This is a genomic window from Rhizomicrobium sp. (assembly GCA_037200385.1).
In the GTDB taxonomy this organism is placed as follows: Bacteria; Pseudomonadota; Alphaproteobacteria; order Micropepsales; family Micropepsaceae; genus Rhizomicrobium.
Genome location: JBBCGL010000001.1, coordinates 3,900,850 through 3,919,136 on the forward strand (window position 1 = coordinate 3,900,850; position 18,287 = coordinate 3,919,136).

Genomic DNA, 18,287 nt, shown 5'->3' on the forward strand with positions numbered 1-18,287 from the left:
TGTGCCGCGAAGCGGCCTCGACTTGTCCCGCCATGGCTCCGAAGGAGCGACGGCGGAAGCACGCCTGCTCTCGACACAGTCACGGGTTCGGATGAAAGAAGTCGTAGATCTTCTTCGCCATCGCCTTGCTGACGCCCGGCGCCGCCTCGATGTCGCTGATCCCGGCCGCCGCCACCGCCCGGGCCGAGCCGAAATGCTGCAACAGGGCCCGTTTGCGCGCCGCCCCGATCCCTGCGATCTCGTCCAGCGGGCTGGCGCCGATCGCCTTGGAGCGCTTCTTGCGATGGCTGCCGATGGCGAAGCGATGCGCCTCGTCGCGCAACCGCTGCAGATAGTAGAGGACGGGATCCTTGGGATCGAGCCGGAAAGGTTCCTTGCCCGGCCGGTAGAAATGTTCCCGCCCCGCGTCGCGGTCCGGTCCCTTGGAGATGCCGACCAGCGCCACGTCCTCGACGCCGAGATCGGCGAACACCTGGCACGCCACCGAGAGTTGCCCCGGCCCGCCGTCGATCAGCGCGAGGTCGGGCCATTTGGTCTTCGGATCGTCGCCTTCCTTGACCAGCCGGGCGAAGCGCCGCGTCAGGACCTCGCGCATCATGCCGTAGTCGTCGCCGGGGGTGAGCTCGGTCGATTTGATATTGAACTTGCGGTACTCGCCCTTCTCGAAGCCTTCGGGGCCTGCCACGATCATCCCGCCCAGCGCATGGGCGCCCATGATGTGGGAGTTGTCGTAGACCTCGATGCGCCGCGGCGGCTGCTCCAGCCCGAACGCACCGGCGACGCCTTCCAGCAATTCGCGCTGCGCCGAGTTCTCCGCCATGCGGCGGCCGAGCTGCTCGCGCGCATTGGTCGCCGCCATCTCGACGATCTCGCGCTTCTCGCCGCGCTGCGGCACCGAGATCTCGACCTTGTGCTCCGCGCGCCGAGCCAGCGCTTCGCCGAGCAGCTCGGCGCTCGGGATCGCATGGCTCAGCAGCACCAGCGCCGGCGCCGGCCGCTCGTCGTAGAACTGCCCGAGGAACGCCTCCAGCACTTCGCCGTCGCTGAGCTCGACGCCGCCGCGCGGGAAATAGGGCTTGTTGCCCCAGTTCTGCCCCGCCCGGAAGAAGAACACCTGGATGCAGGTCTCGCCGCCCTGGTTGTGCAGCGCGAAGACGTCGGCATCCGAGAAGGTCGAGGGATTGATCCCCTGGTTGAGCTGGATATGGCTCATCGCGCGGATGCGGTCGCGCAGGCGCGCCGCCTCCTCATAGCGCGTGACCTCCGCCGCCTTGTTCATCTCCGCCAGCAGCATGTCCTGCACCATCCGGCTCTTGCCGGTGAGGAACTGCTCGGCCTCGCGCACCAGCTCGGCATAGCCGGCCTGGTCGATCCGCCCGACGCAGGGCGCGCTGCAGCGCTTGATCTGGAACAGCAGGCAGGGCCGCGTCCGCGATTCGAACACCGAATCCGAACAGGAGCGCAGCAGGAAGGCGCGCTGCAACGTGTTCAGCGTGTTGACCACCGCCCGCGCGCTGGCGAACGGCCCGAAATAGCTGCCCTTGGTCGACTTGGCGCCGCGATGCTTCAGCAGCTGCGGAAACGCATGGTCCTCGCGCAGCAGGATGTTGGGGAAGGATTTGTCGTCGCGATAGGAGACGTTGTAGCGCGGCTTCAGCCGCTTGATCAGGTTGGATTCGAGCAGCAGCGCGTCGATCTCGCTGTTGGTCGAGACGAACAGCATCTCCGCCGTATCGGCGATCATCCGCGTCAGCCGGTCGGAATGCGGCCGGCCGCTGGCATAGGCCGCGACGCGCTTCTTCAGGCTCTTGGCCTTGCCGACATAAAGCACGTCGCCCTTGGCATCGAGCATGCGATAGACGCCCGGCCCGTCGGGCAGGGTCTTGAGGTAAGCCTGGATGCGCTCGGCGCCGCGCAGGGGCACGTCGGTGTCGGAATCGGAACTCATGTCGGGGCCAGTTTAGCACGGGCGTCAACCGGTTCATGACAGTTGTTCCGCCGCCGGCGCCGACGACGCACTTCATGACCGCGAATCGCTAGGCGTCGAGCCGCTGGCCTATCCAGCCGCCTGTCGTGATCAGGATGAATGCCATTGCCGACGCCACTTCGGCCGGCAGTTCGACGTGCCAGAACTGACGGGCACCCCAACTCGCTATCGTGGCAACCGCGCCGCCCAGGCCGCCGCCGAAGGCTGCGTTGGCGCCCTTCCTTGCTCCGCCCGCCATCTCAGGCGGCCCCGGCCGGCGGGCCGCTCGCGACCGTCGTGTCCTCCGCGACGGTGATGCCCGTCGTGCCGGAGCCGCCGATGGCGCTCGCGATGAGCGCCGTCGCCGTCGGGATCAAGGCGGCCAGCCAGCCTTCGATGCCAAGTCCAAAGCCCAGATGGGCGATCAGGACAGCAACAAATCCAACAGATGCGCCAATGACAAGCCTGATATAGGTGGTATCCACGACCGCTCCATCGAATGAGACGTGGCGATTATTTACAGGTGCGACAATACTCCGCCCGCGCAGCAAATAAAACGACCGGCCCGGAACTTTCTCGAGCCCTGCGCCGGCGGCTGCCGCTACGCCCTTTGGCGCTCGATCTCGACGCCCGCGCTTTCGGCGCCGGGCAGGGCGTGCAGCTTCTCGACCCGCACCCGCGCCGTCTTGACCCGCGCGTCCCCGAAACAGCCGTCCGCGATGCGCTCGGCCAGCGTCTCGGCCAGGTTGATGTGTCCCGCCGCGATCAGCGCGCGGATCTTCTGGCTGATGGCTTCATAGTCCACGACGAGATCGAGCTTGTCGCCCAACACCGCCGCATCCTCGACTGCGAGATCGACATTGATCCGCACCGGTTGCAGCTTGCCCTGCTCATGGCCATGCACCCCGATATGCGCCAGCACTTCGAGGTTGCGGATGAAGACATGCCGCACCGCGAGCGCGGCGCTGGCTAGGGGAAGGCGGGAGACATTGCTCATGACCCGCCGGTTGTACCCGTTCCGCGCCGAATGCTAAAGCAGCCGGCATGAAGAAAGCGCCGCCGCCCGTGCCCGCTCCGGCCTGGTCCGCCGACAAAGGCTATGTCCGGATGATGATCCGCGACCTTGTGACCGAGGTCCGGCTCGGCCTGCACCCCTGGGAACGCCATCCCGAGAAGCCCCAGCGCATCGTGGTGAATGTCGAGCTCTACGCCGCGCCGCAAACCAGGAAATTCGAGAACGTCTCCGCCATCGTCGACTACGACTATATCCGCGATGCCCTGCGCAAATGGCCGCGGCGCAAGCACACCGTGTTCATCGAGACGCTGCTCGACGAGCTGGTGAAGCTCTGCTTCAAGGACAAGCGCGTCCAGGCCTGCCGGGTCTCGATCTTCAAGCCCGACATCTACAACGAAGCCGCCGGGGCCGGCGTCGAAATCTATCGGCTGCGCGGATGAGCGCGATCCCGCATCAGGGCGGCTATGCGCTGGTCACGGGCGGCGGCACGCGCCTGGGTGCCGCGATGGTGCGCCGGCTCAGCGCCGACGGCTGGCGCGTCGCGATCCATCACAAGGCTTCGGCCGGACATGCCGAAGCGCTGGCGCGGGAGATCCAGGACGGCGGCGGCCGGGCAGTGATCGTCGGCGGCGATCTCGGTGCGCTCGACGACTTCGCCGATCTGTTCGGCCGGGTGAACGCCGGCTGGGGCTTCTGCTCGCTGCTGGTGAACAGCGCCTCGGCCTTCGAATATGACGACATCGGCAGCGTCACCCGCGCCAGTCTCGAGCGGCTGTTCGCGGTGAATCTCCACGCTCCGATCCTGCTGGCGCGCGACTTCGCCGCCCAGTTGCGCGAGGGCGCGAAAGGTCTGGTGGTCAACGTCCTCGACCAGAAGGTCTTCAACCTCAATCCGGACTTCCTGTCCTACACGCTGACCAAGGCCGCGCTCGAGACCGCGACGCAGCTGCTCGCCCAGGCGATGGCGCCGCGCATCCGGGTCTGCGGTCTGGCGCCCGGCCTCACCTTGCGCAGCGGCGAGCAGACGCAGGAAGGCTTCGAGGCCGCACATGCCGCCACGCCGCTCGGCTTCGGCAGCAAGCCGGAGGACATCGCGGAGACGCTGAGCTTCCTCGTGAAGGTGCCGTCGATCACCGGAACGACCATCATCGTCGACGGCGGCCAGCACCTCCAGCCACGCACCCGCGACGTGATGTTCAGCTATGGAATCCTGCCGGATGCACCGGTGGGCAAGCAATAACTGTCATCCCCGGCGAGCGCGAGCAACGCGAGCGTGAGGGAAGGGGACCCAGGTATCTCCGCGCTAATGGTGCTTGTCATTGACGCCTGGGTCCCCTTCCCCTCGCGCTCACTTCGTTCGCACTCGGCCGGGGATGACAGCGGTACTTAAACCGCAAACCCCACGATCTTCTTCACCTCGGTCACGATCGGCTCCGCGATCGCCGCAGCCTTCTGCGCCCCGTCCGCCAGGATGCGGTCGATCTCGGCCGTGTCCGCCATCAGCCGGTTCATCTTCACCGTGATCGGCCCCAGCTTCGCCACCGCCAGATCCGCCAGCTCGTTCTTGAACGCCGAGAATTGCTGGCCGGCGAAGCGCGCCATCACGTCGGCCACCTTCTCGTCCGCCAGCGCGGCATAGACGTTGAGCAGGTTCTCCGCCTCCGGCCGGCCCTTGAGCTCGTCCGCGCTCGCGGGCAACGGATGCGGATCGGTCTTCGCCTTGCGGATCTTCTGCGCGATCGTGTCGGCGTCGTCGGTCAGGTTGATGCGCGAATTGTCCGACTCGTCGGTCTTCGACATCTTCTTGAGGCCGTCGCGCAGGCTCATCACCCGCGTCGCCGGACCCGCGATCACCGGCTCGGGCTGCGGGAAGAAGTCCGGCACCGCGAAGTCGTTGTTGAACTTCTGCGCGATGTCGCGCGCCAGCTCGAGATGCTGCTTCTGGTCCTCGCCCACCGGCACATGCGTCGCCTTGTAGACGAGGATGTCCGCCGCCATCAGCACCGGATAGGTGTAGAGCCCGACCGAGGCGCGCTCCTTGTGCTTGCCCGACTTCTCCTTGAACTGGGTCATGCGGTCGAGCCAGCCGAGCCGCGCCACGCAGTTGAAGATCCAGGCCAGCTCGGCGTGCGCCGGGACGCGGGACTGGTTGAAGATCGGCGACTTCGCGGGATCGATGCCGCCCGCGATATAGGCGGCCGTCACCTCGCGGGTCGCGCGCGCCACGTCGGCCGGCTTGGCGTAGCCGGATTCCTGCGTCAGCGCGTGCATGTCGACGACGCAGAACAGGCACTCCATCTCGTCCTGCATCCGCACCCAGTTCTTGAGCGCGCCGAGATAGTTGCCCAGATGCAGGGTATTGGTCGGCTGCATCCCGGAAAGGACGCGCTGGCGATGGCTTGTGGTCATGGGAGTGTCCGAAGGCGAAGAGGGAAACGGGTTGTCGGATGGGCGCGGTTTACGCGCGTCGCCAGCCCCGCCAGAGCAGGAGCGAACCGGACAGAACTGACAACGGCCGGACCATCGCGGCGCTTTCCCATCGCATGCTTGCGCGCCGGTATAACCGCTTGGGGGGGCGAGTGAAAGGGATTTGCGCTTTTTCAAGTTGATCGGATTTGTCCCAAACCGTCATCGCCGGCACGAGGCCGGCCATGACGAAGATGGATGGTTTGGGCCGAAGCAACTTTAGGCGGTCGCCGCCGCATCCGGTGCCAGCGCGCGCATCAGCCGCTCGCGCACCGCTTTCAGCCGCTCCTCATGCCGCACCTTGTGCCCGAAGCCGTCGCGCACATAGAAGACGTCGACCGCGCGCTCGCCATAGGTCGAGACCATGGCGGAGGAGATCGACAGGCCCGACTGGAACAGCGCGTCGGTCACTTCATAGAGCAGTCCCGGCCGGTCGAGCCCTTCGACCTCCACCACCGTGGCGCGGGCCGAGGCCTCGTTGTCGAAATTGACCCGCGGCGTGACCTTGAAGGCGCTGCTGCGCTTCTTGCCCGGCCGCCGCGCGATCGCCTGCCGTGGCGTCATCTCGCCGCGTAGCGTCTTCTCGATGGACTGGCGCAGCCGCGTCACCCGCTCCATGTCGCCGAAGGTGCCGCCCTCCGCGTCCTGCACCGAGAACACGTCGAGCGCGAAGCCGTCCGTCGTGGTGAAGGCCTTGGCGTCGACGATGGTCCCGCCCGAGGCCGACACCGCGCCGGCGAGCTGCGAGAACAGGCCCGGATGGTCGGGCGTGTAGAGTACGATCTCCGTCACGCTGCGGAACGCATTGCTCTCCGCCGACAGGCTGAACAACTCGCCTCGCGCGTCCGCCTCGGCCATCAGCCGCGCGTGACGCTCATGCGCCGCGTCGTCGAAGGCCAGCCAGTAGTGATCGTAATGCCGCGACAGCGCATGCTCCTGCGCGGCTTTGGGAAGATCGCCGATCCGCCGCGCCAACGCGGTCTTCGCCTGCTCGACCCGCGCGATGCGCGCCGGCGCGCCGTCGCCGCCCGACATCAGGCCCTCGGCCTCGTAATAGAGCTCGCGCAGGAGCTGGCCCTTCCAGCCGTTCCACACGCCAGGGCCCACGGCGGCGATATCGGCCACGGTCAGCACCAGCAGCAGCCGCAGCATCTCCGGCGTCTGCACCTGGCTCACGAAGTCCTTCACCGTCTTGGGGTCCGAGATGTCGCGCTTCTGCGCCATGTCGCTCATGACGAGATGGTTCTTCACCAGCCACATCACGGCCGTCGTGTCTTCGGGGGACAGGCCCAGCCGCGGGCACAGGCTCTGCGCGATCGCCGCGCCGACGTCGGAATGGTCGCCCGGCAGCCCCTTGGCGATGTCGTGCAGCAGCATCGCGACATAGAGCGCCTCGCGCGACTTGATGCGCTTGATGATGTCGGTGGCCAGCGGATGCTCGCTGCGGTGCTCGCCGCGGTCGATCGAGGCGACATAGCCCACGGCGCGGATCAGGTGCTCGTCCACCGTGTAGTGGTGGTACATATTGAACTGCATCAGCCCGACGACGCGGCCGAATTCCGGCACGAAGCGGCCGAACACGCCGGCCTCGTTCATCAGGCGCAGCGCCCGCTCGGGATCGGTGCGCGACGACAGGATCTCGAGGAACAGCTTGTTGGCCTCGGGATTGTGCCGCACGTCGTCGTTGATCAGCGCGAGATTGCGCGTCATCCGCCGCAAGGCGTCCGGATGCACGTCGACCTTCTTGGCGTCCGCGATGTGGAAGATGCGGATCATGTTGACCGGGTCGCCGCGGAACAGCGTCGGCCGCGCGTTCAGCCGGCCGTTCTCGACGTAGAAATCGTCGCCGCTGGTGCGCGGACGCAGGAAGCCCGGCAGCATCGCGGCCAGCGATGGCCGGCGCTTGCGGTTCTGGTCCTCCAGCGCGGCACAGAAGATGCGGGTGAGGTCGCCGACATCCTTGGCCACCAAGAAGTAGGCCTTCATGAAGGCCTCGACGGCGCGGCGCGGCGAATCGCCGGTGAAGCCCATGCGGGCCGCGAGCTCGGGCTGCACGTCGAACGACAGGCGCTCCTCCGCCCGCCCGACGAGATAGTGCAGCTTGACCCGCACCTCCCAGAGGAAGGCTTCGGCCTTCTGGAACACCTTGTACTCGTCGCGGGTGAAGACGTTGTGCTGCACGAGATCGGCCGCGTCTTCGACGTGGTAGACGTATTTCCCGATCCAGTAGAGCGTCTGCAGGTCGCGTAAGCCGCCCTTGCCTTCCTTGATGTTCGGTTCGACGAGGTAGCGGCTCTCGCCCTGGCGCGCATGCCGCTCGTCGCGCTCGGCCAGCTTGGCCTCGACGAAATCCTGCCCGGTGCCGGTGGCGACCTCGTTCCAGAACTTCTTGCGCAGCTCCTCATAAAGCTTGGCGTCGCCCCACAGATAGCGCGCTTCCAGGATCGCGGTCCGGATCGTGACGTCCTGCTTGCTGAGCCGCACGCACTCGCCCAGCGAGCGCGTCGCATGTCCGACCTTCAGGCCGAGGTCCCACAGCATGTAGAGGATGAATTCGATGACGCTCTCGCCCCACGGCGTCTGCTTGAAGGGACGCACGAAGAGCAGGTCGATGTCCGATCCGGGCGCCAGCTCGCCGCGGCCATAGCCGCCGGTCGCCACCACCGCGATGCGTTCCGCGCTGGTCGGGTTCTGCGCGTAGTAGAAATGCTTGACCGCGAAATCGTAGATGACCTGGATCGTGACGTCCTGCAGCGCGGACAGCGCGCGCGCCGCCGCCAGGCCGCTCAGCGTCCCACCGTCGACCTTGTCCTTGACCTGGGCGCGGCCGTCCTGGAATGCGCCCTTGATCAGGCCCAGGGCTTCGGCGCGCAGCTTGGCCCTGTCGCCCGCCGCCTGGGCGAGCGCGGTCAGCGCGCGCCGCAGCGCATCGCCATCCAAAAGCTCGCCGATCGCCGGTGCTTCATAACCCATGAACCCGCATATCACGGGCGGGCCATGGCGTCATGCTTTCCGCCCGTGGTTAGGGGCTTGGTGGCGACAGCGTGCCAAGCCCGTAACCGCGGGGGAGGAAAATCGCCGCTCTAAGACGCGAGCTTAGACGAGGTCTGGCGTTCCGAGCCGCCCGCGAACCAGCGCTGCACCGCGCCGGCCAGGCCCGCGCCGATCAGCGGCGCCACCCAGAACAGCCAGAGCTGCTCCAGCGCCCAGCCGCCATGGATCACCGCGACGGCCGTCGAGCGGGCCGGATTGACCGAGGTGTTGGTCACCGGGATCGAGATCAGGTGGATCAGCGTCAGGCCCAGTCCGATGGCGATCGGCGCATAGCTCGGCGCGGCGAGCGTCACGTTCAGGATGATGATCAGGAACATGAAGGTGAGCACGGTCTCCGAGACCGCGCCGGCCGCCAGCGAATAGCCTTGCGGCGAGTGCGCGCCATAGCCGTTGGTGGCGAAGCCGGCGGTGTCCATGTTGATCGGACCGGTACCGCTGGCGATCACATAGAGCACGGCGGCCGCCGCGATGCCGCCCAGGAGCTGCGCGATCCAATAGGCCGGAATGTCCTTGGCGGGAAAACGTCCCGCCACGAACAGCCCGAAGGTCACCGCCGGATTGAAGTGCCCGCCGGAGATGTGCCCGAAAGCATAGGCGCCCGTCAGCACGGTCAGGCCGAAGGCGAGCGCCACGCCGGCATAGCCGATGCCGACGCCTTCGATGTTGCAGGCGAGGACGGCACTGCCGCAGCCGCCCAGCACCAGCCAGAAGGTACCGAGGAATTCAGCGGCGATTTTCTTGGAGTTGTCCATGTGCGTCCCCCTTCAGGAAGTCACAGAAGTTGCGCGCAGTGTGAGGTGCGTCGGCCGGGCCTGTCCATAAGTCTTTGGGCCGATAAAGCCGATTGTGCAGCGCGGCAGCGACGGTGGTGTGACGGGAGTGGGGTTCTGCGATCAAGCTCCCATTGTCATCCCCGGCCGAACGCCGCGAAGCGGCGTGAGGGGAAGGGGACCCAGGTGGGAGATGCCGTCACGGTGGTTGGCGCCTGGGTCCCCTTCCCCTCGCATTCGCTTCGCTCATGCTCGGCCGGGGATGACAGCGGTGCTTGAACCCGCGTGATCGAAAATCCCACACAAACGAAAACGGCGCGGGATCTCTCCCGCGCCGTTTCCGCATTCTTCGGTTCTAAAACTCAGACGAGCTTCAGATTGACGGCCTTCGGGCCGCGCTTGTCCGCTTCGACGTCGAAGTTGACGCGCTGGCCTTCGTTCAGGCCGCGAAGGCCCGCCGCCTGGACTGCGGTGACATGGACGAACACGTCCTTGCCGCCGTCTTCCGGGGCGATGAATCCGAAACCCTTCGTCGTGTTGAAGAACTTAACTTGACCGATCATTACGGCTTTCTCCTGAAAGCATTTGCGTTATCGCTCGGGCACCACGCCCATCGCGATGATCGAAGTCGCGACTTGTTTCAGGAAAAGCGTCGTCGTCACGCCAGCACTGCGCTCCGGTGGAATGGAGCCTCGCATGGGCACAAGAAACTTCTCTAAAGGCTGCGCGGCCTCAATTAAGCGGGCATATAGGGGGTCGCCTTACCCAAGGCAAGTCACCACCGTTCACGCAGCGGAACGTGCTCCGGCTGCTCGGCCACGCGTGCCAGCCAGCGGGAAACGGCCGGATAGGACGACAGTTCGAAACCGCCCTCGGCCGCGCAATGCGTGTAGGCGTAGAGCGCAATATCCGCAATCGAGTAGCGGTTCCCGGCGAACCAATCATGCGCCTCGAGATGGGTTTCCATGACGCCCAGCGCGGCATTTCCCTTGGCGTGCCACTCCGGAACAAGGTGCTGCTTCGGCTCGAGCTGATCCTTCGGCGCATAGCCCAGCCAGAACCGCGCCACCGCGATATAGGGCTCGTGGCTGTACTGCTCGAAGAACATCCATTGCAGCGCCTGGGCGCGGTCCCAGCGGCTCTCCGGCATCAGCGCCGTGCCGTCGGCGAGGTAGGAGATGATGGCGTCGGATTCCGCCAGCGTGCGTCCGTCCTCGAATTCCAGCAGCGGCACCCGTCCATTGGGGTTGAGCTTGAGGAACGCCGGCTCCCGCGTCGAACCGCCATGCAGCGGATAGTCTTTCAGCGCGAGCGGGATGCCGAGCTGGCGTGCCGTCAGGCGCACTTTGTAGCAATTGCCCGAGACGTGCATCTGGTGAAGCACAAGCATGATGGTCCCTCCGCGTCGCGCAGGACGATCATGCCCGAGGTGGGCGGTGCTTACTTATGCGCCTTGCGCTTGCCGGCTTTGCGCGCTGCCGGCCCCACCGTGCGCATGACCACGCCGCAAGCGACGCGGTCGCCGGAATTGCCGGCCGGCTGGCTGACATAGTCGTCGCCCCGCGCGTTCACGATGATCGACGCGCCGTCGCGGTCGAAGATCGATTTCTTGCCGTTGCCGAGCGAGAACGCGTTGTCGATCACGCTGGCCTTCAGCGTGCCGTCGGCCGCGGCCCATTCGTTCGGCAGGTCGCCGGCATGTGGCCCGTGCTGCGCGAAAAAGCCATGCATCTTGCTCGCGTCGAAGGAGAGGTCGGGCCCGGCTGCGGCGAACCCCGCCTTCGGATCGCAATTGCCGGATGTGTGCAGATGGATCGCATGCGCGCCGGGCGGCAGGCCTTTGAGGTCGTACTGGATCAGCACGCCATGCGAGGTCGCCGCGAAGCTGACCGTCCCCAGCGCGCCGCCATCGGCGCCCGACAGTTTGGCGATGGCGCGCGCCTTCGACGCTGCGCCCAGCACCGGTGTCGTCACCGCCAGCACGGCACCCAACGCAACACAGAAAAATGCGCGATTCATTCCCGCCTCCAGATCGTCCCGGTTGCAGAATACAACTCCCGACAGAAATGTCCGTCAGGCTCGCCTTGACGAATTTGTCAAGCCCTGCTTGACTGTCAGGGTAGGCTTGACAGAGTCCGAACATGAACGCGAAGCCCTCCGCGCGCCCAGCCAGCACGCTCTACTGTTCGTTCTGCCGCAAATCCCAGCACGACGTGAAAAAACTCATCGCCGGACCGGCCGTGCTGATCTGCGACACATGCGTCGCGCTCTGCGAGAAGATCGTTGCCGAGACGCCGGATCCCACGCCGGAGGCGCCGGCCAGGATCAACACAATGGCCGACATGCCCACGGCACAGCTCCTGACCATCCTGGCAAGCCAGGATTCGATGTACCGCGAGGTCCGCGACCGGGTGCAGGAAACCGTCGACATCCTGCGCGGCCGGGCGGTGAGCTGGGCCGACATCGCGGGAGCGCTCAACGTCTCGCGCCAGGCCGCGTGGGAGCGGTTCTCCTAGGGCCGGCGGAACAAACGCATTTCCCCGACGTTTCCGCCGTGCTGCCCGGCGAGGCTGCGCCCGATTTCCAGGAGACGATGATGATGATGTTCCCCACGGCGGCAATCGTGATGGCCGCAGCCATGGCCGCTCCGCAGCTGCCGCAGCCGATGGCGATGGACACCCCGGTGGCCTATGGCAGCCTGCAGACCGTATGCACCGGCGTCGGCTCGGCCAAGGACGATCCGCAATGGTCGTCCTATCCGATCCGCATCGAGTTCTCGAATGGCGGCGCGCAATATCTCTCCGGCGCGCATGTCACGCTGCGCAATGGCGGCAAGGACGTCGCCGATCTCAATTGCGCCGGGCCCTGGGTGCTGGTGAAGGGCACGCCGGGTTCTTATGGCGTCACCGCCGCGATCAACGGTTCGGGCGCCAAGCCCGCGACCGCGACCTTCTCGCTCGGCACGGGCGCGCAGAAGCGGGTCGTCCTGCGCTTCCCCGATTTCCAGGCGAACGAATAGCTACAGGGTGATTTCCCGGACGGCGTCGTCCGTCCGGTTGAAATCGCTGAAGCGGATCCAGCGCGGGCGGACGCGAAACCAGGTGATCTGCGGCCAGTTCTCGCGCGAAGGCCCATCGGGCCACGCCGCGAAATAAATCGCCTTGAGCGCCGCCAGCGCCGCGCCTTTGGGTTCGTCGGCCACGCCCTCGAGCTGCACGCTGCGCTCGTTCTCCCAGCCGATCACCAGCGAGAGGCGCGGATCGCGCCGCAGATTCCGCGCCTTGCGCGTATCACCTGTCGTGTCGAAATAGATCTCGAGCGCCTGCGACACCGCGATACCGACCAGCGCCGATTGCGTCGCGCCGTCCGGCTGGATCGTCGCGACGACGCCGTAGCGCTGCGCCGCGAGGAAGGCGTGGAGCTCGTCTCTCACACCATCACCTGCTCGCTGACCTCTTCCTCCTCTTCCTCGGCTTCGGTCTGGTCGAGGATCCGCCGCTTCTTCCAGTCGCCGCGGGAGAACCACAGGAAACTCACGATGGCGGTGATGACGTTGGCCACCGGAAAGGCCCACCAGATGCCGTGTGCGCCCAGATGGGCGCGGTGCGACAGCACGAAGGCCAGTGGAAAGGTCAGCACCCATTGCGAGACCAGGCTGATCACCATGGCCGCGAACATGTTGCCCGAGGCGCGCAGCACGCCCATCAGCGCGAACTGCACGCCGACGAAGCCGAAGCTCCAGGAGATGGTGCGGATGAACACCGCCGCCTCATGGATCACCGCCTTGTCGCCCGGCACGAAGAACGCGGCGATATGATTGGCGAAGACCAGCGCGAACAGCCCGAAACCCGTCAGGACGGAGAAGGTTATCAGCGCCGCCAGCCTTGCGACGGCTTCCGCGCGCGGCAGGTTGCCGGCGCCGATATTCTGCCCGACCAGCGTGGACGTCGCCATGGAGAAGCCCATCGCCGGGATCACCACGAATTGCAGCACATTGCCGCCGACGCCATAGGCCGCGGTCGTCACCGTGCCGAAGCTGGTGATCAGGAACATCATCATCGTTACGCCCAGGCCGCGGGCCGAGCCCTCGATCGCGGCCGGATAGCCGAGATTGAATGCCCGCTTGATGAAGGCGAAGTCCGGCTTCAAGGCCTCGAGCTTGAGCTGGATGCCGTAGCGGCCCTGCAGCAGCAGGGTGATCGCCGCCGCCGCCGAGAGGAACTGGCTCACCATCGTCGCCAGCGCCGCGCCCGTCACGCCCCAATGCAGCACGAAGATGAAAAGCGGATCGAGCGCGAAGTTGACCAGCACCGTGCCCGCGATGATGTAAAGCGGCACCGTCACCTGTCCCACGCCGCGCATCTGCGACTGGAAGCAGAAATAGGCGAACATCAGCGGCAGGCTGAGGAACTGCACCCGCAGGAAGCCCAGCGCGTTGTGATAGACGTCGGGCGCGACCTCCAGCAGCTCCAGCAGGTAGGGCGCGACGGCAAAGCCGAACAGCCCCAGCACCAGCGACACCGCGACCACGGTCAGCAGGGTCTGGCCGGCGACATGGTCGACCATCGCGCGGTTGCGCGCCCCGACATATTGCGCGATCAGCGTCGAGCCCGCGATGGTGAAGCCCATGCCGATCGACATCATCAGGAACATCAGCGGCATCGAGACCGAGACCGCCGCCACCGCGGCGGCGCCCAGGCGGCCGACCCAGAACGCGTCGACCAGCTGATAGGCGATCTGCAGGATATTGCCGCCCATGATGGGGATGGCGAGCAGGAAGAGGGAGCGCGGGATCGGCCCCTCCAGCAGGCGCGGATCGAACGCCCGTCCGCCGAAGCCGCGGGGACCGCCGCGCAGGGCCGTGTCTGCCCCGTCGGCCGCGGTGCGTCGTGTCGCCTCGCCCGGAATTTCCGGCGGCGAATCGGTGTCGGGAGCCATGCTGCAATTTTGGGCATCGCCGGCCCCTTTGGCAAATCGCCGGCTCGGCTATAATCGCCGGTGCCGGAACCCTTGCCGAGACCCGTGATGCGCTTTGCCCTTTCCGTTCTTGCCGCCGCGATCCTGCTCACCGGCGGCGCACGGGCCGAGACCTGGGTTCACACGAGGGACAATGGCGGCGGCCTGCCCATGTGCTTCGACAAGGACAGCGTCAAGCCGGGCGCCGACGGCCTCACGCAATATGCGGTGAAGATGTGCAAGGACCCGACGCCGCAATGGTATGCGGTCGACTGCAGCAAGAACTTCAAGGTCGAGCTCCTGGTCCGCATCTACGATCTCGGCACGACCGGCCATTACCGCGAGATGACCGCCGACTATCCGGATTCGGGCTTCGCGCTCGACGCCGACATGGCCTGCCACAAATAGGCGCGGCCCAAATGGAAACGGCCGGCGTCGCCGCCGGCCGCTCGTCTTCAGAACGCGACGCGGCTCAGACCGCTTTCAGGTTCACGGCTTTCGAGCCGCGCGCATCGGGCTGCACGTCGAAGGAGACCTTCTGCCCGTCGCTGAGGCTGCGCAGGCCGGCCGCCTCGACCGCGGTGGCGTGGACGAACACGTCCTTGCCGCCGCCATCCGGCGCGATGAAGCCATAGCCCTTCGCGGTGTTGAAAAACTTCACGGTTCCGATCGTCATGTCTTTGGGTCCTGCTCACAAGAATCCCGCACCGGCGACGCGCCGGTCCGGAACGCGATGACGGGTGTCGGGAGAGGAAGGGAGGCTGTGTCGTCCAGGCGCGATGCGGAAGGAGCAGGGACCAGTCGTGCGCTTTCTCTGACGGAACGCCGTCTACGTTGCGCCGAGCTTATCGCAATCGGCGCCGTGAAGAAACTGCGGCCCCGCCTTAGGGCGCCTTCGCGGTCTTCTTTTTCGCGGCGGATTTCCGCGCCGGCGCTTCCGCCGCGAGCTTGACCGCCAGGGCCCGGTCGGCGGCTTCCTTGGCAAGGCGCAGCGCCCGCAGCTTGGCGGTCTTGGCCTCGAAGGCGTTGCGCTCGGCTTCGAGTTCCTTTTTCACCAGCGCGTCGCGCGCTTCGGACGCGGTGAACGTCGCGCCGGTCTTGCGGCGGGCGAGATCGCGGATGGCATCGGGCATGAAGGACTCCTCTGCTGGGCGCGGGGTCCGGGTCCGCGCCGGGCGCGGGCAGGGGCTCTGCGGAGTGGTCTTCTTAGACTCGACTATAGCGCAAAAAGCCGCCGCCGGGGCGGGATATTTGCACCGTATACGCCGCATTTCCGCCGCGCCGCCGGGGCAAGCGGGGACCACGCGCCCGCCGGCGCCTCAAGCCAAGCCATGATCCGCACGCTGATTTTCCGCCTGAACGGCACCGCCGGTCATCGGAAATCGCGGCGGGGCGCTACAGCGCCTTGAGGAACGCCGCCGCCGCGGCCGGATTGCGCACTTTCGCGCCGGCGATGAAATAGACGAAGACGTCGCGCTTCTTCTTCGCGGGTGCCTTGCCGAGGAGCGCGAAGCCTTTCGGCGTGCCGCCCGCTTCCCACGCCTTGGCGGCCGCGGCCCAGGTCTTGACCGCGGCTGGCTTGTAGCCGTTCGGCACGTCCTCCTGGCTCTCCTGCAGCCGGCAATAGACGAAGTCGGCGGTCGGATCGGCGATGGCGGGATATTTCTTCGAGTCGGCGAACACGATGGCCGCATCGTATTTGCGCGCCAGCGTCACGAACGCGGGTGTGAGGAAGCTCTCATGCCGCGGCTCGACGGCATGGCGCAGTTTCACGCCGTCGATCGATGCGGGCAGCAGCGCGAGGAACGCCTCGAAATCCGCCGGATCGAATTTCTTGGTGTGCATGAACTGCCACAGGATCGGCCCGAGCTTGCCCTTCAGCTCCGACACGCCGCTTTCCAGGAAGCGCGCGATCGACGGCCCCGCTTCCGCCAGGACGCGGCGGTTCACCGCGAAGCGGTTCGCCTTGAGCGCGAACACGAAACCGTCCGGTGTCTCGTCATGCCATTTCCGGAACGTCGGTGGCTTGAAGGTCGAATAGAAGGTGCCGTTCACTTCGATCGAGGTGACCTGGCGGCTGGCATAGTGCAGCTCCTTGGCCTTCGACGTGCCCTTGGGGAAGAACACGCCGCGCCACGGCTCGAAATTCCATCCGCCGATGCCCGCCCGTATCATGCTCGCGCCCGTTTTCCCTGCGCGAGCATATTCTATCCGGGGGGCGTCGCCCAATCGGAAAAGCCCGGCGCGGTCCCGAACACCGTGCGCAAGCCGCGCGACAGCGCCGCCGGATAGACCGAGCCGTGCGTCTCGCCCGCGAACACCTCCATCGCCAGCCGCAGCGTCTTGTATGGGCGCTGCGCCAGCCGCGCATGCAGCTCATAGAGGTTCGAGACCATCCGCGCCGACGCGTACTCGGCCTCCTCGAGCGCGCCGATCGAGAGGAACAGGTTGACCGGCAGATCCGGCGCCTGCCGCGCGAACGCACTCTCCCGGGCCAGGATGGCGCGATCGTGCCACCAGATCGACGGGCTGAGCGCGAGGTAGCGCTGGAAGCTCCGCGGCGCGTCGAACAGGGTGTGCAGCGCGAACAAGCCGCCCAGCGACATGCCCACCAGCGTCTGGTCGGTCCGGTCGACCGCATAGCGGGACTCGATGAAGGGCTTCAATTCTTCCTGGACGAAGCGCAGGAAGGCCGCCGCGCCGCCCGGCGCGACGCCGTCGGCCGGCGCGTCCGGCGTGCCCGCGACCCGTGCGAGATAGGCCCCATCGGCATCCGGCGTGAAATCGCGCAGACGCAGGCTGCGCACGCGCGACATCTCCGCGCGATAGCCGATGCCGACCACGATGGCGGCGGGCAGGAGCCGGCCCAATTGCAGCTGCGACACGGTCTGCGCCGCCAGGCCGAAGCCCTGGCTGCCGTCCAGCACATAGATGACCGGCAAGGCTTTGCCGCTGTGGTTCAAAGGCGCCGCGACGTCGACGAGGAACGTCTCGTCCACCTGCGCCGATCCGAGCGCAAAGCTCTCCGAACCGCGGATCGTCGCCGCGCCGAGCGTCTCGACCGTCGTCATTCGGCCGCGATCTTCATCCGTTGCGCCGTGAGCGCGTCCAGCGCCTCGTCATATTCGCGCTTCAGCCGCGCCACCAACTCGCCCGCGCCGAGCACGCCCTTCACCGCGCCGATGCCCTGGCCGCAGCCCCAGATGTCCTTCCACGCCTTCGCCTTGGTATTGCCGCCCGAGCCGAAATTCATCTTCGAGGGATCGGAGACCGGCAGGTTGTCGGGATCGAGCCCCGCCGCCACGATGGACGGGCGCAGATAATTGCCGTGCACGCCGGTGAACAGGTTGGTGTAGACGATGTCGTCGCCGGCCGATTGCGCGATCATCTCCTTGTAGCCTTCCATCGCATTGGCTTCCCGGGTCGCGATGAAGGCCGAGCCGATGTAACCGAAATCCGCGCCCATCGCCTGCGCCGCCAGCACGGCGCGTCCGGTTGCGATCGCGCCGGACAAGGCCAGCGGCCCATCGAACCATTCGCGGATCTCGGAGATCAGCGCGAAGGGCGACAGGACGCCGGCATGGCCGCCCGCGCCCGCCGCCACCGCGATGACGCCGTCGGCGCCCTTCTCGACCGCCTTGTGGGCGAATTTGTTGGTGATCACGTCGTGCAGCACGACGCCGCCATAGGAATGCACCGCCGCGTTGACGTCCTCGCGCGCGCCCAGCGAGGTGATGACCACCGGCGCCTTGTATTTCACGCAGAGCTCGAGGTCCTGCTCCATCCGGTCGTTGGAGCGGTGCACGATCTGGTTGACCGCGAAAGGCGCGCTCGGCTGGTCCGGATGCGCCCGGTCCCACGCCGCGAGCTCCTCGGTGATCTGCGCCAGCCATTCGTCGAGCTGCGACAGCGGCCGCGCATTGAGCGAGGGGAACGAGCCGATGATGCCCGCCTTGCACTGCGCCAGCACCAGTTCGGGGCCCGAGATGATGAACAGCGGCGAGCCGATCACGGGCAGGGAAAGCTTCTTGGTCAATGCGCCTTTGAGGGCCATGGTGTT

22 protein-coding genes are annotated in these 18,287 nt (G+C 66.5%); 5 read left to right on the forward strand and 17 right to left on the reverse strand.

Translation table 11 applies throughout. From position 1 onward, the window contains the following. Nucleotides 1-79: 79 nt before the first annotated feature. The 4 genes from uvrC to folB form a co-directional block, all read right to left on the reverse strand. Nucleotides 80-1,948: an excinuclease ABC subunit UvrC gene (gene uvrC, locus WDM91_18790; protein MEI9996652.1), complete on the reverse strand. Its 1,869-nt coding sequence runs from the start codon at nt 1,946-1,948 to the stop codon at nt 80-82. A gap of 88 nt (nt 1,949-2,036) precedes the next feature. Further along, nucleotides 2,037-2,225, reverse strand: a complete 189-nt coding sequence (locus tag WDM91_18795; protein ID MEI9996653.1) for a hypothetical protein — start codon at nt 2,223-2,225, stop codon at nt 2,037-2,039. Between the two features lies 1 nt (nt 2,226). Further along, nucleotides 2,227-2,451, reverse strand: coding sequence for a hypothetical protein (locus WDM91_18800; GenBank protein ID MEI9996654.1), 225 nt, complete (start codon nt 2,449-2,451; stop codon nt 2,227-2,229). A gap of 116 nt (nt 2,452-2,567) precedes the next feature. Further along, the gene (folB, locus tag WDM91_18805; GenBank protein MEI9996655.1) at nt 2,568-2,963 is read right to left on the reverse strand and encodes a dihydroneopterin aldolase; all 396 of its coding nucleotides are present in this window, start codon (nt 2,961-2,963) and stop codon (nt 2,568-2,570) included. 47 nt (nt 2,964-3,010) lie between these two features. Here folB and WDM91_18810 point away from each other — a divergent pair, with 47 nt between their 5' ends. Next, the gene (locus WDM91_18810) at nt 3,011-3,421 is read left to right on the forward strand and encodes a dihydroneopterin aldolase (GenBank protein ID MEI9996656.1); all 411 of its coding nucleotides are present in this window, start codon (nt 3,011-3,013) and stop codon (nt 3,419-3,421) included. Continuing rightward, nucleotides 3,418-4,221: an SDR family oxidoreductase gene (locus WDM91_18815; protein ID MEI9996657.1), complete on the forward strand. Its 804-nt coding sequence runs from the start codon at nt 3,418-3,420 to the stop codon at nt 4,219-4,221. Before WDM91_18810 ends, WDM91_18815 begins: the two co-directional genes overlap by 4 nt. Nucleotides 4,222-4,367: 146 nt before the next feature. Here WDM91_18815 and trpS read toward each other — a convergent pair whose 3' ends face one another. The 6 genes from trpS to WDM91_18845 form a co-directional block, all read right to left on the reverse strand. Beyond that, nucleotides 4,368-5,390, reverse strand: coding sequence for a tryptophan--tRNA ligase (trpS, locus tag WDM91_18820; GenBank protein MEI9996658.1), 1,023 nt, complete (start codon nt 5,388-5,390; stop codon nt 4,368-4,370). A gap of 276 nt (nt 5,391-5,666) precedes the next feature. Further along, complete coding sequence (locus tag WDM91_18825; protein MEI9996659.1) at nt 5,667-8,420, reverse strand: [protein-PII] uridylyltransferase; 2,754 nt, start codon at nt 8,418-8,420, stop codon at nt 5,667-5,669. Nucleotides 8,421-8,530: 110 nt separating this feature from the next. Beyond that, nucleotides 8,531-9,253, reverse strand: a complete 723-nt coding sequence (gene aqpZ / locus WDM91_18830; GenBank protein ID MEI9996660.1) for an aquaporin Z — start codon at nt 9,251-9,253, stop codon at nt 8,531-8,533. Between the two features lie 380 nt (nt 9,254-9,633). Continuing rightward, nucleotides 9,634-9,834: a cold-shock protein gene (locus WDM91_18835; protein ID MEI9996661.1), complete on the reverse strand. Its 201-nt coding sequence runs from the start codon at nt 9,832-9,834 to the stop codon at nt 9,634-9,636. Nucleotides 9,835-10,046: 212 nt separating this feature from the next. Then, a complete protein-coding gene (locus WDM91_18840; GenBank protein MEI9996662.1) occupies nt 10,047-10,661 on the reverse strand; it encodes a glutathione S-transferase family protein in 615 nt (204 codons plus the stop codon). A gap of 50 nt (nt 10,662-10,711) precedes the next feature. Further along, nucleotides 10,712-11,290, reverse strand: a complete 579-nt coding sequence (locus tag WDM91_18845) for a superoxide dismutase family protein (GenBank protein MEI9996663.1) — start codon at nt 11,288-11,290, stop codon at nt 10,712-10,714. Between the two features lie 122 nt (nt 11,291-11,412). Here WDM91_18845 and WDM91_18850 point away from each other — a divergent pair, with 122 nt between their 5' ends. Both WDM91_18850 and WDM91_18855 read left to right on the forward strand, forming a co-directional pair. Then, the gene (locus tag WDM91_18850; protein MEI9996664.1) at nt 11,413-11,787 is read left to right on the forward strand and encodes a ClpX C4-type zinc finger protein; all 375 of its coding nucleotides are present in this window, start codon (nt 11,413-11,415) and stop codon (nt 11,785-11,787) included. Next, nucleotides 11,769-12,290 carry a hypothetical protein gene (locus WDM91_18855; protein ID MEI9996665.1) on the forward strand — a complete coding sequence of 174 codons (522 nt, stop codon included), beginning with the start codon at nt 11,769-11,771 and terminating at the stop codon, nt 12,288-12,290. Before WDM91_18850 ends, WDM91_18855 begins: the two co-directional genes overlap by 19 nt. Here WDM91_18855 and WDM91_18860 read toward each other — a convergent pair whose 3' ends face one another. Beyond that, a complete protein-coding gene (locus WDM91_18860) occupies nt 12,291-12,704 on the reverse strand; it encodes a pyridoxamine 5'-phosphate oxidase family protein (protein ID MEI9996666.1) in 414 nt (137 codons plus the stop codon). Continuing rightward, the gene (locus tag WDM91_18865) at nt 12,701-14,209 is read right to left on the reverse strand and encodes an MATE family efflux transporter (protein MEI9996667.1); all 1,509 of its coding nucleotides are present in this window, start codon (nt 14,207-14,209) and stop codon (nt 12,701-12,703) included. Before WDM91_18865 ends, WDM91_18860 begins: the two co-directional genes overlap by 4 nt. An 87-nt stretch (nt 14,210-14,296) precedes the next feature. On the opposite strand from WDM91_18865, the gene WDM91_18870 reads away from it, so the two are divergent. After that, complete coding sequence (locus WDM91_18870; GenBank protein MEI9996668.1) at nt 14,297-14,635, forward strand: hypothetical protein; 339 nt, start codon at nt 14,297-14,299, stop codon at nt 14,633-14,635. Between the two features lie 64 nt (nt 14,636-14,699). On the opposite strand, the gene WDM91_18875 is transcribed toward WDM91_18870, so the two are convergent. The 5 genes from WDM91_18875 to WDM91_18895 all read right to left on the reverse strand — a co-directional run bounded on the left by WDM91_18875 (nt 14,700) and on the right by WDM91_18895 (nt 18,281). Beyond that, complete coding sequence (locus WDM91_18875; protein MEI9996669.1) at nt 14,700-14,903, reverse strand: cold-shock protein; 204 nt, start codon at nt 14,901-14,903, stop codon at nt 14,700-14,702. 208 nt (nt 14,904-15,111) lie between these two features. Then, nucleotides 15,112-15,360: a hypothetical protein gene (locus WDM91_18880; GenBank protein ID MEI9996670.1), complete on the reverse strand. Its 249-nt coding sequence runs from the start codon at nt 15,358-15,360 to the stop codon at nt 15,112-15,114. A 262-nt stretch (nt 15,361-15,622) separates the two neighbouring features. Beyond that, complete coding sequence (locus tag WDM91_18885; protein ID MEI9996671.1) at nt 15,623-16,402, reverse strand: DUF72 domain-containing protein; 780 nt, start codon at nt 16,400-16,402, stop codon at nt 15,623-15,625. Nucleotides 16,403-16,434: 32 nt separating this feature from the next. Further along, nucleotides 16,435-17,298, reverse strand: a complete 864-nt coding sequence (locus WDM91_18890; protein MEI9996672.1) for an alpha/beta hydrolase-fold protein — start codon at nt 17,296-17,298, stop codon at nt 16,435-16,437. Further along, nucleotides 17,295-18,281 (reverse strand): nitronate monooxygenase family protein, encoded by a 987-nt coding sequence (locus tag WDM91_18895; protein ID MEI9996673.1) that lies wholly within the window; start codon nt 18,279-18,281, stop codon nt 17,295-17,297. Before WDM91_18895 ends, WDM91_18890 begins: the two co-directional genes overlap by 4 nt. Between the last annotated feature and the right edge of the window lie 6 nt (nt 18,282-18,287).